This is a genomic window from Mesorhizobium sp. 113-1-2, assembly GCF_016756475.1.
Lineage (GTDB): Bacteria > Pseudomonadota > Alphaproteobacteria > Rhizobiales > Rhizobiaceae > Mesorhizobium > Mesorhizobium loti_C.
Genome location: NZ_AP023242.1, coordinates 2262403 through 2278763, shown reverse-complemented (window position 1 = coordinate 2278763; position 16361 = coordinate 2262403). Strand labels below are relative to the sequence as shown.

General features: G+C 63.8%; 19 protein-coding genes. 10 read left to right on the top strand and 9 right to left on the bottom strand.

Annotated features, from left to right (window positions below; translation table 11 throughout):
• The first annotated feature begins 114 nt into the window (after nt 1-114).
• Nucleotides 115-759 carry a TetR/AcrR family transcriptional regulator gene (locus JN279_RS11015; RefSeq protein WP_096450037.1) on the top strand — a complete coding sequence of 215 codons (645 nt, stop codon included), beginning with the start codon at nt 115-117 and terminating at the stop codon, nt 757-759.
• Nucleotides 760-947: 188 nt separating this feature from the next.
• Nucleotides 948-1196, top strand: coding sequence for a DUF680 domain-containing protein (locus JN279_RS11010; RefSeq protein ID WP_202352744.1), 249 nt, complete (start codon nt 948-950; stop codon nt 1194-1196).
• A 176-nt stretch (nt 1197-1372) separates the two neighbouring features.
• Here the strand turns inward: JN279_RS11010 and JN279_RS11005 are convergent, their stop codons facing one another.
• From JN279_RS11005 to JN279_RS10970, 8 genes are all read right to left on the bottom strand, one after another.
• A complete protein-coding gene (locus JN279_RS11005) occupies nt 1373-2422 on the bottom strand; it encodes a Gfo/Idh/MocA family protein (protein WP_096450041.1) in 1050 nt (349 codons plus the stop codon).
• A gap of 16 nt (nt 2423-2438) precedes the next feature.
• The gene (locus JN279_RS11000; protein ID WP_202352743.1) at nt 2439-3224 is read right to left on the bottom strand and encodes a ThuA domain-containing protein; all 786 of its coding nucleotides are present in this window, start codon (nt 3222-3224) and stop codon (nt 2439-2441) included.
• Nucleotides 3225-3301: 77 nt separating this feature from the next.
• On the bottom strand, nt 3302-3532 hold the full coding sequence (locus JN279_RS10995) for a hypothetical protein (protein WP_202352742.1): 231 nt from the start codon (nt 3530-3532) through the stop codon (nt 3302-3304).
• Nucleotides 3533-3591: 59 nt separating this feature from the next.
• Nucleotides 3592-4176 carry a sarcosine oxidase subunit gamma gene (locus JN279_RS10990; protein ID WP_202352741.1) on the bottom strand — a complete coding sequence of 195 codons (585 nt, stop codon included), beginning with the start codon at nt 4174-4176 and terminating at the stop codon, nt 3592-3594.
• A complete protein-coding gene (locus tag JN279_RS10985) occupies nt 4169-7162 on the bottom strand; it encodes a sarcosine oxidase subunit alpha (RefSeq protein WP_202352740.1) in 2994 nt (997 codons plus the stop codon). The genes JN279_RS10990 and JN279_RS10985 overlap by 8 nt, the downstream gene beginning before the upstream one ends.
• The gene (locus JN279_RS10980) at nt 7159-7455 is read right to left on the bottom strand and encodes a sarcosine oxidase subunit delta (RefSeq protein WP_095199452.1); all 297 of its coding nucleotides are present in this window, start codon (nt 7453-7455) and stop codon (nt 7159-7161) included. Before JN279_RS10980 ends, JN279_RS10985 begins: the two co-directional genes overlap by 4 nt.
• Before the next feature lie 11 nt (nt 7456-7466).
• Complete coding sequence (locus tag JN279_RS10975) at nt 7467-7889, bottom strand: hypothetical protein (RefSeq protein ID WP_202353693.1); 423 nt, start codon at nt 7887-7889, stop codon at nt 7467-7469.
• A 2-nt stretch (nt 7890-7891) separates the two neighbouring features.
• Nucleotides 7892-9145 carry a sarcosine oxidase subunit beta gene (locus JN279_RS10970; protein WP_202352739.1) on the bottom strand — a complete coding sequence of 418 codons (1254 nt, stop codon included), beginning with the start codon at nt 9143-9145 and terminating at the stop codon, nt 7892-7894.
• Nucleotides 9146-9360: 215 nt separating this feature from the next.
• Between JN279_RS10970 and JN279_RS10965 the strand changes: the two genes are divergently transcribed.
• Nucleotides 9361-9729, top strand: coding sequence for a YrdB family protein (locus JN279_RS10965; RefSeq protein ID WP_096450053.1), 369 nt, complete (start codon nt 9361-9363; stop codon nt 9727-9729).
• 54 nt (nt 9730-9783) lie between these two features.
• On the opposite strand, the gene JN279_RS10960 is transcribed toward JN279_RS10965, so the two are convergent.
• Complete coding sequence (locus JN279_RS10960; RefSeq protein ID WP_202352738.1) at nt 9784-10572, bottom strand: hypothetical protein; 789 nt, start codon at nt 10570-10572, stop codon at nt 9784-9786.
• A gap of 201 nt (nt 10573-10773) precedes the next feature.
• On the opposite strand from JN279_RS10960, the gene JN279_RS10955 reads away from it, so the two are divergent.
• The 7 genes from JN279_RS10955 (at nt 10774) to JN279_RS10925 (ending at nt 16293) form a co-directional block, all read left to right on the top strand.
• Nucleotides 10774-11436 carry an SDR family oxidoreductase gene (locus JN279_RS10955; protein WP_202352737.1) on the top strand — a complete coding sequence of 221 codons (663 nt, stop codon included), beginning with the start codon at nt 10774-10776 and terminating at the stop codon, nt 11434-11436.
• A 110-nt stretch (nt 11437-11546) separates the two neighbouring features.
• The gene (locus tag JN279_RS10950) at nt 11547-11933 is read left to right on the top strand and encodes an SET domain-containing protein (RefSeq protein ID WP_096457877.1); all 387 of its coding nucleotides are present in this window, start codon (nt 11547-11549) and stop codon (nt 11931-11933) included.
• Between the two features lie 176 nt (nt 11934-12109).
• The gene (gene rpsU / locus JN279_RS10945; protein WP_096457879.1) at nt 12110-12376 is read left to right on the top strand and encodes a 30S ribosomal protein S21; all 267 of its coding nucleotides are present in this window, start codon (nt 12110-12112) and stop codon (nt 12374-12376) included.
• A 144-nt stretch (nt 12377-12520) separates the two neighbouring features.
• Nucleotides 12521-13375 (top strand): tetratricopeptide repeat protein, encoded by an 855-nt coding sequence (locus JN279_RS10940; protein WP_096450057.1) that lies wholly within the window; start codon nt 12521-12523, stop codon nt 13373-13375.
• Nucleotides 13376-13583: 208 nt separating this feature from the next.
• Nucleotides 13584-14060, top strand: coding sequence for a DUF992 domain-containing protein (locus JN279_RS10935; RefSeq protein ID WP_019861134.1), 477 nt, complete (start codon nt 13584-13586; stop codon nt 14058-14060).
• Nucleotides 14061-14151: 91 nt separating this feature from the next.
• Complete coding sequence (locus tag JN279_RS10930; RefSeq protein ID WP_202352736.1) at nt 14152-14643, top strand: DUF992 domain-containing protein; 492 nt, start codon at nt 14152-14154, stop codon at nt 14641-14643.
• Between the two features lie 216 nt (nt 14644-14859).
• Nucleotides 14860-16293: an MFS transporter gene (locus JN279_RS10925; protein ID WP_202352735.1), complete on the top strand. Its 1434-nt coding sequence runs from the start codon at nt 14860-14862 to the stop codon at nt 16291-16293.
• Nucleotides 16294-16361: the final 68 nt, after the last annotated feature.

The following is a 16361-nucleotide window of genomic DNA, read 5'->3' as shown; positions in this document are numbered from 1 at the left end:
CACGATCCGACTCCCATGCCGCTTGGGAACTTCCCGTGCCCTTGTTCGTTTCCGTACAGCGTATATAATTTAGCCAGACACCAACCAACCAGGCACCACTGAGAGGCGCCAGACTTGCCGCCGAGCGTCCAGAAACGCCGCGAAAAACAGAAGGCCGAGCTGCGCTCCGAGCTGGTCGCGGCCGCGCACAAGCTCGTCCAGGAAGAAGGCTATGAAGGCCTGACGATCCGCAAACTGGCCAAGCGGGTCGGCTACGCGCCGATGTCGGTCTATTCTTATTTCGCCGACAAGCAGGACATCCTGTTCGCCCTGGCCGAAGACGCTTTCGAGACACTTGCCCGCCGCATCGAGGAGCACCCGTCCGACGACCCGGTCGAGGCCTTGCAGGCGGTGATGACCGAATATGCCGCCTTCGGCCTCGGCAATCCCAATGAATACCGCACCGTCTTCATGACCGAGAAGACCAGGCCACCGGAAGGCCAGAGTTTTCAAGAAATGCACGAGGCCAATCCGGCGATGAAGGCGCTGATCAGCCGGGTCGAGGCCTGCGTCGCCGCCGGAAAATTGCAAGGCGATGCGCGAGCCATCGCCACCATGCTGTGGGCTGTCGGCCACGGCACGATCTCGCTGCTGATCACCTTTCCGTTCTACCCCTTCGGCGACCCGCAGGCTTTCGTGAAACGCATGTGCGATTTCCAATTGGCCGCACTCAGCACGCAGAACGTGCCGCCATTGACCGAGACACCGGTCAACTGCTGAACGCCAACTCCTTTCGTTTCCAGACCCCTCGCGACCTTCCCCAGCCAAACCTGGGGGTGAATTTCTTGGTTAACAAAAATCTACCGTACGCGTACGAATTCGGCTTGAACTTCGTTATTGGCGGACGTATCTGTACGTAACATCGTACATGTACGGAAGAATTCACCCGTCGAAAACGGAGACTGACAATGAAAAAGACCCTCCTCACCCTCGCCGCCGTGCTGGCACTTTCGGGCTCGGCCTTCGCCGCCAACACCACTCACCCGGTCAAGCACGCGCCTGCCGCGACCTGCGTCGACACCAAGACCAATGTGAAGCTCGATTGCGCCTCGACCGGCTCGGTCGAGAAGAAGGGCACCACGGAAAACACAGCTGAAGGCAAGGGCCCGCGCCTCGGCATCAGCATCAACCCGTGGATCGTGCCGAGCGCGTTCTAAGATCGACTTGGAAATGTTTCTGACCGGCACCAGAGCAATTCCAGGAAAAGTGTGAAACGGCTTTCCCGGAAAAGCGCGTGGCGCTTTTCCTAGGGAGTTGCGTAAAAACAAAGAGTTAGAGAGGTTTCGCCGTTTCCGTGATACGGTGAACCTCTCTAGCCGGCCAGGCGGGTATGTCAGCCGATCGGGACCGGCAGCCTGGCCGCTGAACTCTCGAAGGCGGCGTCGATCAGCTTCTGCATGTCGGCGGCGCGCCGGAAGGACGGATCGCCGTTCTGCCCGGCATCCAGGGCGTCGACAAAACGCCGGGCATTGCGCTTGACATCCGGCAGGGACAGCTCTCGCCAAATCTGAACATCGACGTCCTCTCCCAAGCACGCCGACAACCGCGCCGCCTTGCCGTCGGTCTCGACCTTGAGCGCTCCCTTGGTGCCATGCAGCGTCAGCGACAAATCATTGCCATGGCCGGTTGTGTAGCGGCTCGCCATGATTGTCGCCAGCGCGCCGGATGCAAGCCGCGCCGTCATCGCCACACTGTCATTGGCGTCAAGCACATAGTCGCCGATCCGGTCGCCCTCGGCCTTCGGAAACGTCACCAGATCGGCGTGCAGGCTGACGATATCCTGGGCCGCACCATAGGTGGCAAAGTCCAGGATATGGATGCCGACATCGCCCAGCACGCCGGTCGACCCGTGCCGGCTCGACAGTCTCCACAGCCATTTGTCCTCGACGCGCCAGTCGCCCCACGATTTGCTGACCAGCCAGCTCTGCTTGTAGCTCGCCTCGACATGGCGCAATTCGCCGATCGCACCCGCTAACACCAGACGCCGTGCTTCCTGGATCGCCGGTGAATTGCGGTAGGTGAGATTGACCATGTTGACGAGGCCGGCGGCCTCGGCCGCTTCGGTCATGGCAAGCGCATCGGCATGGTTCGGCGCCAGCGGCTTTTCGCAAAAGACATGTTTTCCCGCGGCAAGCAGCGCCAGCGTTGTCGCCTTGTGCACACCGTCCGGGGTCGCGTTGATGGCGGCGTCGAAATCGCCCCAGGCGATCGCCGCTTCAAGGCTCTCGAAAGAAGCGGCGATCTTGTTGGCAGCGGCGAACGCCGCCGCGCGGCCAGGCAGTTGATCGACACAGGCGACGATGCTGCAGCCAGGAACCTTTGCGAACTCTTCGATATGATGTCCGGCGATCCAGCCGGTGCCGAGCAAGAGCAGGCGACGCATCAGATCAGGTCCCCCATTAACTCAAACCCTTGTCACCGTCGGCATGCAGGCGCAGGCCCTTCTGCACGATCTTCTCCTTGGCCTTGTCCGTCGGCACATTGGGCGCACTGGTGATGCTGGACCATGCGGGTGCCGGATTGTGCGCCCAGTGCACGGCGTTGCGTAGCACCTGCTGCACGCCCTCATTGTGATAGATCGGATAGGTCTCGTGGCCGGGTGAGAAATAGAAGATGCGGCCCGCGCCGCGCTGGTAGGTCAGCCCGGAACGGAACACCTCGCCGCCCTCGTACCAGGAGACGAACACCGTCTCCAGCGGCTCCGGGACCGCGAACGGCTCGCCATACATCTCGGTCTCGCCGATCTCCAGGCATTCGCCGATGCCTTGCGCGATCGGGTGGCTGCGGTTGATCGCCCAGACGCGCTCGCGCTCGCCTGCCTCGCGCCATTTCAGCGAACAGGGCGTGCCCATCAGCCGCTTGAAGATCTTCGAGTAGTGGCCGGAATGCAGCACGATCAGCCCCATGCCTTCCCAGACCCGCTTCTGCACGCGCTCGACGATCTCGTCCTTGACCTCGCCATGCGCGGCGTGTCCCCACCACAAAAGCACGTCGGTGGCGGCCAGGCGCTTCTCGCTCAGGCCGTGCTCAGGCTCCTGCAAGGTGGCGGTGGTCGCCTCGATGCCCTTGTCCTGGTTGAGCGCCGCGGCAATCGTGCCATGCATGGTCAGTGGATAGAGGTCGCGCACGGCGGCATTGGTCTGCTCATGGACATTCTCGCCCCAGACAACAGCTTTTATCGGCATTTTTCCTCTCCAAAGCGCTTTGAATATCTCAACTGCCGATGCCTTGGAAAGATGTCTTCGACCAAAATTGCGGAAAATCAGGGCTTGCGGGGTTTCCGTCCAGGGACGGTCTTGGCCTTGCCAGGCCTGGCAGGCCCGCCGGGGATCGCCGAACTGGTGATGGACACCGGGTCGCTGGCCGGGAACGTATCCTCGAGGCCTTCCTCGAGTTCCTCTTCCGCGCTCGACGCTTCGTGTTGCTCATGCTCAAGCGAGCGGACGGCCGGCGTCTTTTTCACCAGCGACTTCGGCGCGGACTTTGACGGCATCGGCACTTCTCCCTCGACCTGTTGCCGCACAACGAACGCGGGCGGCAAAACGTTCCGGGTCAGCCAGCCGCGTCGCGGGCTCCCTCGGACAGGAAAGTAAAGACATAGTCCGAGAACGAACGCCAGCACTCGACCCGGAAGGCGTCGTCCGCCGTGCGTAACAACACGATCTCGGCCTTGCCGAGGATGGTGCGCGAAGCCGCGCCCACCGGGAAGGCTTCGAGCGACAGGTCCTGCGGGCAGCCCGAATTGATCGCGGCTTCGGCCGCCAGACCAGCGACCGAGATCGCGATGTTGCGGTGTGAAATGCCAACCGCCGAATGCAGCGCGGCAACCCCTGCGCAGTCGGCGAGCGGATCGTTGCCGGCCTTGTCGATGACAAGCCATTCGTCGGGGCCGAGCCACAGGGCGGTGCGCCCACCCTTCGACGCGGAAGTCTTCGGCTTCTTCGGCAAGGTCAGGCCAAGCGCCTTCGACAGCACCGCGACCGAGGCTTCCGGCGCGCGCAGCGAGATGCGCTCGGCCGGCGGCAGCACTTCAACCTTCACGCCGGTCGCCGTCGTACTGCGTCCAGCCAATGCCGGACGGCGGTCGACCGAAGGCGATGCGGCCGCAGCCGTTTTCTTTGCAGCAGCCTTAGCCATTGAGGCGGCCTCCCGTCTCGTCGAAGAACACCATGCCGGTAACCTCCACTTCGATCACCCCGTTCGGCATCGGCACGTAGAGCGTGTCGCCCATCCGGTCGCGGCCGCCGGCGACCAGCGCCAGTGCAATCGAGCGGCCGCAATTCTGCGACCAGTAGCTGGACGTAACGTGGCCTATCATCTTCATCGGGATTGGCTGCTTGGGGTCCGCGACGATCTGCGCGCCCTCCTCCAGCACCACCTTAGGGTCCTTGGTCTTGAGGCCGACGAGCTGCTTGCGGCCCTTGGCGACCAGATCCGGCCGCGCCATGCCGCGGATGCCGACGAAGTCGGTCTTCTTCTTGCCGACCGCCCAGTCGAGACCGGCATCGTTCGGCGTCACCGTGCCGTCCGTGTCCTGGCCGACGATGATGTAGCCCTTTTCGGCGCGCAGCACGTGCATGGACTCCGTACCGTAGGCGGTCGCGCCGTGCTTCTGGCCCTCGGCCCACAGCGCTTCCCAGACGGCCTGTCCATAGTCTGCCGGAACATTGACTTCGAAGCCGCGCTCGCCGGTGAACGACATGCGGAACAGCCTTGTCGGCACGCCACAGATCTTGCCTTCGCGCACCGACATATGCGGCAGCGCCTCATCCGACATGTCGATGCCTTCGACCAGCGGTGCGATGATGTCGCGCGACTTCGGCCCCTGCACCGCGATAACAGCCCACTGCTCGGTGATCGAGGTCAGCCAGACATTCAGATGCGGGAACTCGGTCTGGAGATAGTCCTCCATATGGTTCATGACGCGCGGCGCGCCGCCGGTCGTCGTCGTCACATGGAAGCGGTCCGGCGCCAGCCTGCCGACGACGCCGTCATCATAGATGAAGCCGTCTTCGCGCAGCATGATGCCATAGCGGCAGCGCCCGGGCTCCAGCTTCTCCCACGGATTGGTGTAGAGCAGTTCCATGAACTTCGCCGCATCCGGCCCGACCACTTCGATCTTGCCGAGCGTCGAGGCATCGAACAGGCCAGCCGTCGTGCGGACCGCGACGCATTCGCGGTCGACCGCTGCATGCATGTCCTCGCCGGCCTTCGGAAAGTACCAGGCGCGCTTCCACTGGCCGACATCCTCGAAGACAGCACCTTGCGCCTCGGCCCACGGATGCGTCGCCGTCTTGCGCGTCGGATCGAACAGCGGCCCGCGCGCATGGCTGACGATCGCGCCGAAGGTGACCGGCGTGTAGGGCGCGCGGAATGTGGTCAGGCCAACCTCGGGGATCGGCTTGCCCAGCGTCTCCGCCGCGATCGCCAGACCGTGCATGTTGGACGTCTTGCCCTGGTCGGTCGCCATGCCGTTGGTGGTGAAGCGCTTGACGTGCTCGATCGAGCGCATCCCTTCATGCACCGCCTGACGGATGTCCTTGGCGGTGACGTCGTTCTGGAAGTCGACGAAAGCCTTCACCGTCGTGTCCGGCCCGGCGCCGGGCGCGGCGCCCAGCATGCCACGCGACCAGCTTTCCGAGGTGTCTACCTTCGGCTTCACACCCTTGGCGGTTTTCGCGCCGGCATCCTTGGCCGCCTTGGCGCCAGCCGCATAGGCCTCGTCCACCGTGGCCGACAAGCCGTCCGTGCCGTTGCAGGCGCCGACCGAGACGCAGTCCTGCGCATAGATGCCCGGCACGAAGCGCTTGGTCTCGTCATTGAAGGCGACCTTGCCGCGCGACTGCGAGAACAGGTGCACCGACGGCGTCCAGCCGGCCGACATCAGGATCGCATCGACGGGAATGGTGCGCTCGCCTCCGCCATTCTTCGGCTGCACGGTCATCGAGGACACCCGCAATTTGCCGCCGGCGCGGATCACCGCGCGGCCGAAATTGACCTCGATGCCGAGCGCCCGCGCCTCGTCGATCACTGGACCGGTCGGATTGTCGCGCAGATCGACGATCGCCGCGATGTTGACGCCAGCCTTCTTCAGATCGATCGCGGCCGCATAGGCCGAGTCATTGGCGGTGTAGACGCCGACATTCCGGCCGACCGCCACGCCATAATGGTTGAGGAAGGTGCGCGCCGCGCCCGCCAGCATGATGCCCGGGCGGTCATTGTTGGCGAACACCATGTGGCGCTCTATGGCGCCTGATGCCAGCACGACGCGCTTGGCCCTGATCTGCCACAGCCGCTCGCGCGGCAAATCATGGCCGGGAGCCTTCAAATGATCGCTGACACGCTCGACCAGCCCGACGAAATTCTGCGCGTAGTAGCCGAAGGCCGTGGTGCGCGAGAGCACCCGGACATTGCCCATCGCGCTCAACCTGGCGATCGCCGCTTGGGCCCAGACGAAACCGTCCTGGCCGTCGATCTTTGCCCCCGTCTCGAACCGCAGGCTGCCGCCGAACTCGGCCTGCTCGTCGGCGAGGATGACGCGCACGCCGGTCTCGGCCGCCGCCAAGGCCGCCGCGAGGCCGGCCGCGCCGCCGCCCAGCACCAGCACGTCGCAATGCGCGTAGCGCGAGGAATAGTGGTCGGGATCGGGCTTGTCAGGCGAAACGCCAAGGCCAGCGGCTTCGCGGATCTTAGGTTCGTACAGGCTCTTCCAGGCCGCCTTAGGCCACATGAAGGTCTTGTAGTAGAAGCCCGCCGAAAACATCGGCGACGCAATATCGTTGACTGCGCCGACATCGAAGGACAGCGACGGCCAGCGGTTCTGCGAATTGGCGGCGAGCCCGTCATAGAGTTCCTGCACGGTGGCGCGCACATTCGGCGTCTTGCGCGCATCGTCCCGCACGATCTGCACCAGCGCATTGGGCTCTTCCGCGCCAGCCGACAGGAAGCCGCGCGGACGGTGGTACTTGAACGAGCGGCCGACCAGATGCACGCCATTGGCCAGCAGCGCGGAGGCCAGCGTGTCGCCCTCGATGCCGGTATAGGACTGGCCGTCGAAACTGAACCGCGCAGTCTTGGCCTGGCTGAGGCGACCGGCTCTCGGGATGCGGAACGCGCCGCTCATTTGGCAACTCCCGGCAGCTTGGCGGGTTTGGGTTCGCCGGCCTTGTAGGTCATGACGAACTTGTCGGTTACGGTGTCGCGCACCGCGTTGAAGAAGCGCGCGCAGCCATGCATGTGCCGCCAGCGCTCATAGATGATGCCCTTGGGGTTCGAGCGGATGAAGAAGAACTTCTCGAAGTCGTCGTCGCTCTCGCCCGCAATGTTGGCCGAGCGCGCAATATGCGCCTCGCCGGCGTTGCGGAATTCGAGTTCCGGGCGCTCTTCCTCGCAATAGGGGCAGCGGATGAGAAGCATTCTGTTTGTTCCTACAATTCGCCGTGGCCGACGCGGGCGCCGGGGGGTTGGTCGCAAAGCTTCTGGCCCATGGTCACGAACGGCGCGACGAGCCGCAGCCGCTCCGCGACATCAGCGGAATCGCGAAACAAGGCGCGGTTGGCGATGTTGCCGAGCGTCAGTTGCATCGGGTCGGTCGTGACGATGACGCCACGCGGGTTGAAATCCTCGTCTTCATCCAGGCTCTTCGGCCGGCCTTCGAAGAACATCACAACTTTCTGGCCGCCGCCCCAGACGCAGGTGAGCGTTCCCTCATCGACCGAAAACGGCCATCCGGCCTCGTTGCCGGCGCGCGCGATCGGCTGCAGCCGCACCTCTTCAGCGGACGGCATATGGAACATGCCCTGTTCCCCCGCCAGCATCAGCGGCATAGCGACAGCCATCTCGGCCATCATCATCAGTGCGCCACCGCCGCCGCCGCCGCCTCGTCAATGAGCCGGCCGGTGCGGAAGCGCTCGATGGTGAAAGGCGCGTTGATCGGATGCGGATCGTCCTTGGCGATGGTGTGGGCAAAGACATGGCCCGAACCGGGCGTCGCCTTGAAGCCGCCCGTGCCCCAGCCGCAATTGACATAGAGGCCGGGCACCGGCGTCTTGGCCAGGATCGGCGAGCGGTCGGGCGTCACGTCGACGATGCCGCCCCAGGAGCGCAGCATCTTCATGCGCGTGAAGATCGGGAACATCTCGCAGATGGCATCGAGCGTATGCTGCAATATGTGCAGGCCGCCGGTCTGCGAATAGGAGACATACTGGTCGGTGCCGGCGCCGATCACCAGTTCGCCCTTGTCGGACTGCGAGATATAGGCGTGCACGGTGTTCGACATCACCACGCAGGGCACCACCGGCTTGATCGGCTCCGACACCAGCGCCTGCAGCGGATAGCTTTCCAGCGGCATGCGCACGCCGGCCATGTTCATGATGACCGAGGAATGGCCGGCGGCGACGACGCCGACTTTCTTGGCGCCGATGAAGCCGCGCGTCGTGTCGACGCCCATGACCGCGCCGTTCGGGGCGCGCTTGACGCCGGTGACCTCGCAATTCTGGATGATGTGCACGCCGCGCGCCGAGGCGCCCCGCGCATAACCCCAGGCGACCGCATCATGGCGCGCCGTGCCGCCGCGACGCTGCAGGGCCGCACCGACAACCGGGTAGCGTGCGTCTTTGGAGATATTCAGCGGCGGGCAGAATTCCTTCGCCTGCTCCGGCGACAGCCATTCATTGTCGATGCCGTTCAGCCGGTTGGCATGGACATGGCGCTTCAGCACCTGGATGTCGTGCACATTGTGCGCGAGCATCATGACGCCGCGCGCCGAATACATGACGTTGTAATTGAGCTCCTGGGAAAGCCCGTCCCACAGCTTCAGCGCATGGTCGTAAATGCCGGCGCTCTCGTCATAGAGATAGTTGGAGCGGATGATGGTGGTGTTGCGGCCGGTGTTGCCGCCGCCCAGCCAGCCCTTTTCCAGAACCGCGACATTGGTGATGCCGTGCACCGTGGCGAGATAATAGGCCGTGGCCAGGCCATGGCCGCCGGCACCGACGATGATGACGTCGTATTCCTTCTTGGGCTCCGGCGAGGACCATTGCTCCTCCCAGCCCTTGTGGCCGCGCATGGCCTCGCGGGCGATGGCGAATACCGAATATTTTTTCAACGTCCCAGCCTCGCGCCAACGGATCTCGCGGATTGCGGCCGGGCTTTTGTTGGGCCCGGCACGCGAGGTGTATCACTAGCGAAACAGCGCTTCCACCCTTGCGCTGTTTGCGACGGCGCTTGCCGTTTTGCGCCACAACGAAAAAGACCCATGCGGGCTGGCTCCCATGAGGGCCTTCAGCCACATTGCCTGTCGCGAATCTCTGGAGAACGATCGTGGGCAATGCCTGGTGGAATCTGACGTTGCGCTTCCTGTTGGAGCTTGCCGCCCTGCTTGGTCTCGGCATTGCCGGCTGGACCCTCTCCGACGGATGGTGGCGCTGGGGCCTCGCTCTGGCCTTGCCGCTTGTTGCGGCCGTGCTGTGGGGCATCTTCGCGGTGCCCAACGACCCAAGCCGGTCGGGCCGCGCACCGGTGCCTGTGCCGGGCACGGTACGGCTGACGCTGGAACTGATCATCCTGTTCGGCGGCGCAGCCAGTTTCTATCTGACCGGCCACACGACCACTGGCATCATTATGGCTCTGCTCATCGCCATCAGCTACGCATTTTCGCTCGACCGGCTCGGTTGGCTGCTGAAGCAATAAGTCACCAACCGGCCTGGCCCCGGCGCGCGGAGTGTCGCCAGCGAAACGGCACTTCTACCCTTGCGCTGTTCGCAACAGCGCTTGCCGTTTTGCGCCACGCCTTCGGCGGCCGGCGTTTTGAGCTTCGCCTTTTGGTGTTTCAGCCGACGCACGCGTCAGGATTGACGGCCTTATTGCATAGGTAGGCCGCAGAAAACCCTGACGGCAATCGGCCGCGATCTCACGAACTTCCGCATCGTCCGACTGCTCCACCATGGCCACGAAGCGCTCGATAATCACCTCGCGCGGCCTGATAGCCACCGCCGCTGCAAAGCGCCGCAATACCGCATCCGGATGCGCGAGCAACCGTGGCAGGTCCTTAGCGCCAGGCGTGACGTAGTGACCATAGGCACTGACCAGTGTCTTGAAAACCGAGTCCGGACGCAGCGCAGCGGCATTTTCCACCGCAAGTCTTAGCTGCCAGCGCTCCGCAAGGCAGATGAACTGGACGACCCTCCATCGAACGCCGGCATGTTCGTCATCCAGCCGCAGCATCACCCGGCCTAGGATCGCTCCATCGGCCGGCGTCGTGCATCCCAGAAGCGCCTCAATTGCATCGAACCGGATACCCGAAGACTCACTGTCGAGCAGATCGGCGATCTCCGCGACGACGCAATTCATCCTGTAACTCATTTTGGAATTGGCTTCAGCCACAAGGTAGGCGGCCGCAGCCTGCGTATGAAGGTTGTCGGACGTCAGCAGCGGCCGGAGGTTTTCGAGCGGAAAGCCTTTGTGAAATGCCGATTGAAGAGCGAGCGTCAACTCGCTGTCACCCTCGAAGCCGGGGGCCAACAACTTGCTCATTATGTCTTGGGGGGTCATTGAAATGGGTGGCGCGTCCACCCGCAAGGTTGAATGACGACTCGGTAGCCCGGTGTCGATCCGGCGTCAAGAAATCTTCGCCGACGCCTTCGCAGGTATCGGGTGGCTCGCGCCGCTCCAAGCTGCGACCAAGCATCCCGATTGCCGGCGAGACCGGCGCGAAAAAAGCAGGGATGCAAAAAAATGCTCGCACTTGCCAACAAGATCGCCATCGTCACCGGCGCCAGTTCCGGCATCGGCCGCGCCACGGCAAAACTCTTCGCCGAGGAAGGCGCGAAGCTCGTGGTCTCCGCCCGCCGCCAGGCCGAACTGGATACGCTTGTCGCCGAAATATCGGACGCGGAGGGCACGGCCATCGCGCTTGCCGTCGGCTTGATGGCGCCCCTGCCCGACATGCTGCCGGCGGCGTGGCACGAGACGATGGACATCAACCTGACCAGTGCCTTTCTCGGCGCGAAATACCAGATACCGGCCATGCTGGAGCGCGGTGGCGGCTCGCTGATCTTCACGTCGAGCTTTGTCGGCTACACCGCCGGCATGCCGGGCATGGCCGCCTATGCCGCCGCCAAGGCCGGCCTGATCGGCCTGACACAGGTTCTGGCCGCCGAATACGGGCCGCAAGGCCTGCGCGTCAACGCATTGCTGCCGGGCGGCACCGACACGCCGGGCGCGACAACGACAACGCCCGAGGCCCGTGCCTTTGTCGAAGGCATCCATGCCTTGAAGCGCATGGCGCAGCCGGAGGAGATCGCCCGCTCGGCGCTTTACCTTGCCTCGGACGCCTCGAGTTTCACCACGGGAACCGCGCTGTTTGCCGATGGCGGCGTCTCGATTAACCGGACGTGAAGGTTTTTTGCAGCGAACAGGCCGGTTCGCCGCTTTGCCGCAGGCGGCCGGTCTTGCTTTTTCCGCGCGATTTGGCGATTCCGTTTCCTGTCGAAACGGGTCCCGAAACCATGATGCTGATCCGAACCTATGTGGCCGCGAGCACAATCGAGGGCGTCGGCATGTTCGCCGCCGAGCCGATCCGGCAAGGCGCCTCGATCTGGCGGCTCGACCCGGATTTCGACCGGCTGATCCCGATGGACAAATATGAGGCCGCGCCCCAGCCTCTGAAGGAATTGCTCGATCGCTACGCCTATCCGAGCCCGGATCGGCCGGGTTTCATGGTCTATGAAGTCGACAATGGCCGCTTCATGAACCATTCGGCGACGCCGAACACCGACTTTTCGCAATATGGCGGCGCGACCGCGACCCGCGACATTGCCGCGGGCGAGGAGATCACCTGCGACTACGGCGAATTCTTCGAGGATTTCGAACGGCTGCACCTAGCCACGGCGTAGTTGGCGCCCTATCTCGGGGCGACCGTGGCAATTTGGCTGTTGTCCTTCATTTCGACTGTGGACAGCGCGGCCTGATTCTGCTATCAGCCGCCACAATTCGTGGTGTCGACCGCCGCGGAGGCTAGTGGCTATGGCCACTTGCCTGTTGATATCAAACCCGAAAGACAGGATTGCCCGTGCAGGTACTCGTCCGCGACAATAACGTTGATCAGGCGCTTCGCGCGCTCAAGAAGAAGATGCAGCGCGAAGGCATTTTCCGCGAAATGAAGATGCGCGGTCATTACGAGAAGCCTTCCGAGAAGCGCGCCCGTGAAAAGGCCGAGGCCGTGCGCCGCGCCCGCAAGCTGGCCCGCAAGCGCGCCCAGCGCGAAGGCTTGCTGCCGATGACGCCGCGTCCGGTGGCTGCTGCTGGTGCCGCTGGCGCAGCGCGTCCGCCGCGCTGATTATCGCCAATATTTCGTCCTTTTCGAAGGATACTGGGGTGGCGCGATGCGGAATCGCCGCCACCTTTTTATTTTTGATGTGACCCGGCCCGGAGGGGGGATCCGGACCTGAGCGACGCGGCTTGAAGTGAGGACAGGGCAGACATGAACGCAACAAGCGTGGAGCGCGGGACCGCATTGCGTGGTTTCGCCCTGACAGCCGCCCTGCTTTCCGGATTGGCGCTTGCCGGCTGCCAGACATCGGGCCCGACCGGCGAGTTCAACAACATCGACAAGGCGCAAGGGTCGAGCGAGAACATCTCCTCGCTGTCGGCGGTCATCCAGCGCAATCCCCAGGATCCCGAAGGCTACAATGTGCGCGGCTCGGCCTATGGCCGCGGCGGCCAGTATCAGGCGGCGCTCAAGGACTTCAACCAGGCCATCCAGCTCAATCCGAATTTCTACCAGGCCTATTCGAACCGGGCGCTGATCCAGCGCTTCCTCGGCAATCAGGCGGCCGCGCTCGACGACTACAACAAGTCGATCCAGATCAACGGCAATTACGACGCCGCCTATATTGGCCGCGGCAATCTCTACCGCAAGGCGGGCCGCACGCAGGACGCCTTCAACGATTTCCAGAAGGCGATCCAGCTCGACACGACGGACGCCCGCGCCTACCACAATCGCGGCCTGATCTATCAGAGCCAGGGCCAGCACAAATTCGCCATCGAGGATTTTTCGACCGCCATCTCGCTGGCGCCGGATGCCGCCGAGCCCTACAACGGCCGTGGCCTCTCCTATCTGGCGACGGGCGACGAGGACAACGCTTTCTCCGATTTCAACATGGCCATCAAGCTCGACGGCAAGAACGCCGAGGCCTGGGCCAACCAGGCGCTGATCTACGAGCGGCGCGGCGACAAGGCGAAGGCGGCGAAGTCCTACAAGGAAGCCGTCCGCCTCAACCCGAGCTACCAGCCGGCCAAGGACGGCTTGTCGCGCGTCGGTGGCAGCGCCAGCTGAGAACGGCTTCCGCTTAACCGGCTAAGCAGTACGGGTTGCTTGCGTGTCCAAAAGGACACGCGGCGCCAAAGATCGCCGCCAATCCGGCAACCGCGCGTTAACCCCTGCGACAATGCGTTAACCCTTGCCTTGTTCACGCCAAGTTTTCGACGGAACGCTCTGGCCATTCAAGCCGTTATTTCCAGGCGATTTGCGAAAGGACCCTCCCATGATCAAGAAACTCGTCTGCGCCGCTGCCCTTGCAACGACCGTGTTCGCTGCCGCCCCGGCCAGCGCCGGCAAGCTGCAGCTCGGCACGCTCGACTGCACCATCGATGGCGGCACCGCCTATATCGTTGCCTCCAACAAGGGCGTGTCCTGCGTCTTCCGTCCCTACCACCACGGACCGTCGGAGATTTACACGGGCGTCATTTCCAAGATCGGTGTCGATCTCGGCCAGACGCATCAGGGCCAGCTCGTCTGGGCCGTGCTGGCGGCGACCCGTGACCGCGACGCGGGCGACCTTGCCGGCAGCTATTATGGCGTTAACGCCGAGGCGAGCGTCGTCACCGGTGGCGGCGCCAATCTGCTGGTCGGCGGCTTCGACGGCGCCTTCATGCTCGAGCCGCTCAGCGTCCAGGCGCAGACCGGCGTCAACCTCGCCGTCGCCGTGACCTCGCTTCAGCTGATCCACTCGCTCAAGTGATTGCACGGAGCCACGCGCTCCACGACCCCTATTTCGCGGCGCGGAACCAGGTAGGATGGTTCCGCGCCGTTTGATTTTTGAGGGGAAGAGTATGCCGAAGACAGCCATCGCCGCTGCCATGATTGCACTCGTGCTCGGCGCGACACAGACGCAGGCGCAGGCGCAGGACCGAGGCATCGAACTCGGCACGCTTGAATGCGCCATATCGGGCGGCACGGGCTTCATTTTCGGCTCGAACAAGGATCTGAGCTGCACTTTCACCCCGACCGACAAGAGCTTCGCGCCGGAAGCCTATTTCGGCGCCGTCAACAAATACGGCCTCGACATCGGCACGACCAAGCAGACGGTGATGCAATGGCTGGTGCTGACGCCGCTGAAGAACATCTACGCGCCCGGTGCGCTGGCGGGCGACTATATCGGCGCCAGCGCCGAAGTGACGGCGGCCGTCGGCGCCGGCGCCAACCTCCTGGTCGGCGGCTCCTCACAGGCTTTCACCCTCCAGCCACTCAGCCTGCAGACCCAGACCGGTGTCAACCTCGCCATCGGCGTCAGCCAGTTCCAGCTGCGCAGCACCGAGAACTGATCGCGTCGACGTCACAGGCGGCTTCGGCCAATCTCGAACGTTGCGATGGTCCACCGAAACGAGCCGCTTGAACTCAACCATGGTTGAGGTCTTACAACCTCCCCAACTGGGCAGCGTCTGGATGCGGCGCTGTTGCTGCGCATGGTCCTGCCGGAAAGCCTTGCTGGCTTCTGGTGCCATGCGCCGGCATCGAGATATGCAAAGCATGGGGTGGACATGACTGAAATCAGCACAAACAGGGTCGACTGGCGCGCATTGTGGGCGAGCGGTGACCTGGCGCGCTTCTGCTTCATCAGCCTCGGCATCCTGCTGCACGCCACCAACGAGACGATGGTGGCAACCGTCATGCCGGCCATGGTCGGCGAACTGGCCGGCGTGCAGCTCGTCGGCTGGTCGCTGGCGATCTACGAACTTGGCGCCATTGTCGCCGGTGCCGCGGCCGGACGGCTGGTGAGCTATGTGGCGCTGCGCACCAACATGGTGGTCGCAGCCCTTCTCTATGCGGCCGGTGCGCTGATCTGCGCCACCTCGCCTTCCATGCAATTGTTCCTGGCCGGTCGCCTGATCGAGGGGCTGGGCGGCGGCGCGCTGGTGTCGCTCGCCTTCGTCTCGGTCGAACGGCTGTTTTCGCGCGCCATCTGGCCGCAGCTTTTCGGCATCATGTCGGCGATCTGGGGCGTCGCGGCCTTCAGCGGCCCGTTGCTCGGCGCGATCATGACCGAATTCCTGTCCTGGCGCTGGGCCTTCGGCGTCTTCACCCTCGGCGGCACCACCATGGCGTTGGCAAGCTTCCTCGTGCTCAACACACCGGAGGCGAAGAAGCCCATCACGAGCGCGGGCAAAGTGCCACCCTTCCCGTTCGCCGCCCTTGCCTGCCTTGCCGTCGCCGTGGTGCTGATCGCCTCGGCCGGCGTCGACATCGCCTTGCTGCGCTCGTCGCTGCTGATCGTGCTTGGCCTCGCCGGCCTGGGGCTGTTCTTCTATATCGACGCGCTGAAGCCGCGCTCCCGGCTGTTCCCGTCGGGCCTGTTCTCGTGGCGCACGCCGGTCGGCGCCGGCATGACCATGGTCGCGGCCTTTTCTGTCGCCACCTGCTCCTTCGGCGTCTACGGGCCGCTGCTTTTGACCAGCCTGCACGACATTCCGCTCTTGACCACCGGCTACATCATCGCCGCCGAATCGATAGCCTGGTCGATCCTGTCGATCCTGGTCGCCAACGCGCCGCCGCAGCGCGAGCGGCTGATCATCGTCGTCGGCGCGCTGATGATCGCGGCCGGCATTGCCGGCTTTGCTTACACGATACCGTTGGGTTCCATCCCGCTGATCCTGATATGCGCCCTGTTGCAGGGCGGCGGCTTCGGCATTGCCTGGCCATTCCTGACCCGTGTCATCGTCGCTTCCGCCCCGGACGACGAACAGACCATCGCCTCGGCCGCGGTGCCGACCATGCAGCGCATCGGCTATGCGGTGGGCGCCGCCCTTGCCGGCATCGTCGCCAATGCCACCGGCTTTTCGCAAGGGCTGAACCATGACGCGGCGGCCAATGTCGCGAGCTGGCTGTTTCTTGCTTTCGTGCCGCTTGGCATCCTCGGCTGTCTTGCCGCTTTGCGGGCGTCGGCCACGAACCGGCCATTGGAAGCCATCGGCTGACTGGAGCAATTCCAGGAAAAGTGTTTACGGTTTTCCGTCCGGAATTGCGTGAAAGCAAAAGTTAGAAC

What these genes read in the sequence shown, in the direction of transcription:
- JN279_RS11010 (WP_202352744.1), top strand. Translation starts at nt 948, where the DNA reads ATGAAAAAGACCCTCCTCACCCTCGCCGCCGTGCTGGCACTTTCGGGC.
- JN279_RS11005 (WP_096450041.1), bottom strand. Translation starts at nt 2,422, where the DNA reads ATGCGTCGCCTGCTCTTGCTCGGCACCGGCTGGATCGCCGGACATCAT.
- JN279_RS11000 (WP_202352743.1), bottom strand. Translation starts at nt 3,224, where the DNA reads ATGCCGATAAAAGCTGTTGTCTGGGGCGAGAATGTCCATGAGCAGACC.
- JN279_RS10995 (WP_202352742.1), bottom strand. Translation starts at nt 3,532, where the DNA reads ATGCCGTCAAAGTCCGCGCCGAAGTCGCTGGTGAAAAAGACGCCGGCC.
- JN279_RS10990 (WP_202352741.1), bottom strand. Translation starts at nt 4,176, where the DNA reads ATGGCTAAGGCTGCTGCAAAGAAAACGGCTGCGGCCGCATCGCCTTCG.
- JN279_RS10985 (WP_202352740.1), bottom strand. Translation starts at nt 7,162, where the DNA reads ATGAGCGGCGCGTTCCGCATCCCGAGAGCCGGTCGCCTCAGCCAGGCC.
- JN279_RS10980 (WP_095199452.1), bottom strand. Translation starts at nt 7,455, where the DNA reads ATGCTTCTCATCCGCTGCCCCTATTGCGAGGAAGAGCGCCCGGAACTC.
- JN279_RS10975 (WP_202353693.1), bottom strand. Translation starts at nt 7,889, where the DNA reads ATGATGGCCGAGATGGCTGTCGCTATGCCGCTGATGCTGGCGGGGGAA.
- JN279_RS10960 (WP_202352738.1), bottom strand. Translation starts at nt 10,572, where the DNA reads ATGAGCAAGTTGTTGGCCCCCGGCTTCGAGGGTGACAGCGAGTTGACG.
- JN279_RS10955 (WP_202352737.1), top strand. Translation starts at nt 10,774, where the DNA reads ATGCTCGCACTTGCCAACAAGATCGCCATCGTCACCGGCGCCAGTTCC.
- JN279_RS10950 (WP_096457877.1), top strand. Translation starts at nt 11,547, where the DNA reads ATGATGCTGATCCGAACCTATGTGGCCGCGAGCACAATCGAGGGCGTC.
- JN279_RS10940 (WP_096450057.1), top strand. Translation starts at nt 12,521, where the DNA reads ATGAACGCAACAAGCGTGGAGCGCGGGACCGCATTGCGTGGTTTCGCC.
- JN279_RS10935 (WP_019861134.1), top strand. Translation starts at nt 13,584, where the DNA reads ATGATCAAGAAACTCGTCTGCGCCGCTGCCCTTGCAACGACCGTGTTC.
- JN279_RS10930 (WP_202352736.1), top strand. Translation starts at nt 14,152, where the DNA reads ATGCCGAAGACAGCCATCGCCGCTGCCATGATTGCACTCGTGCTCGGC.
- JN279_RS10925 (WP_202352735.1), top strand. Translation starts at nt 14,860, where the DNA reads ATGACTGAAATCAGCACAAACAGGGTCGACTGGCGCGCATTGTGGGCG.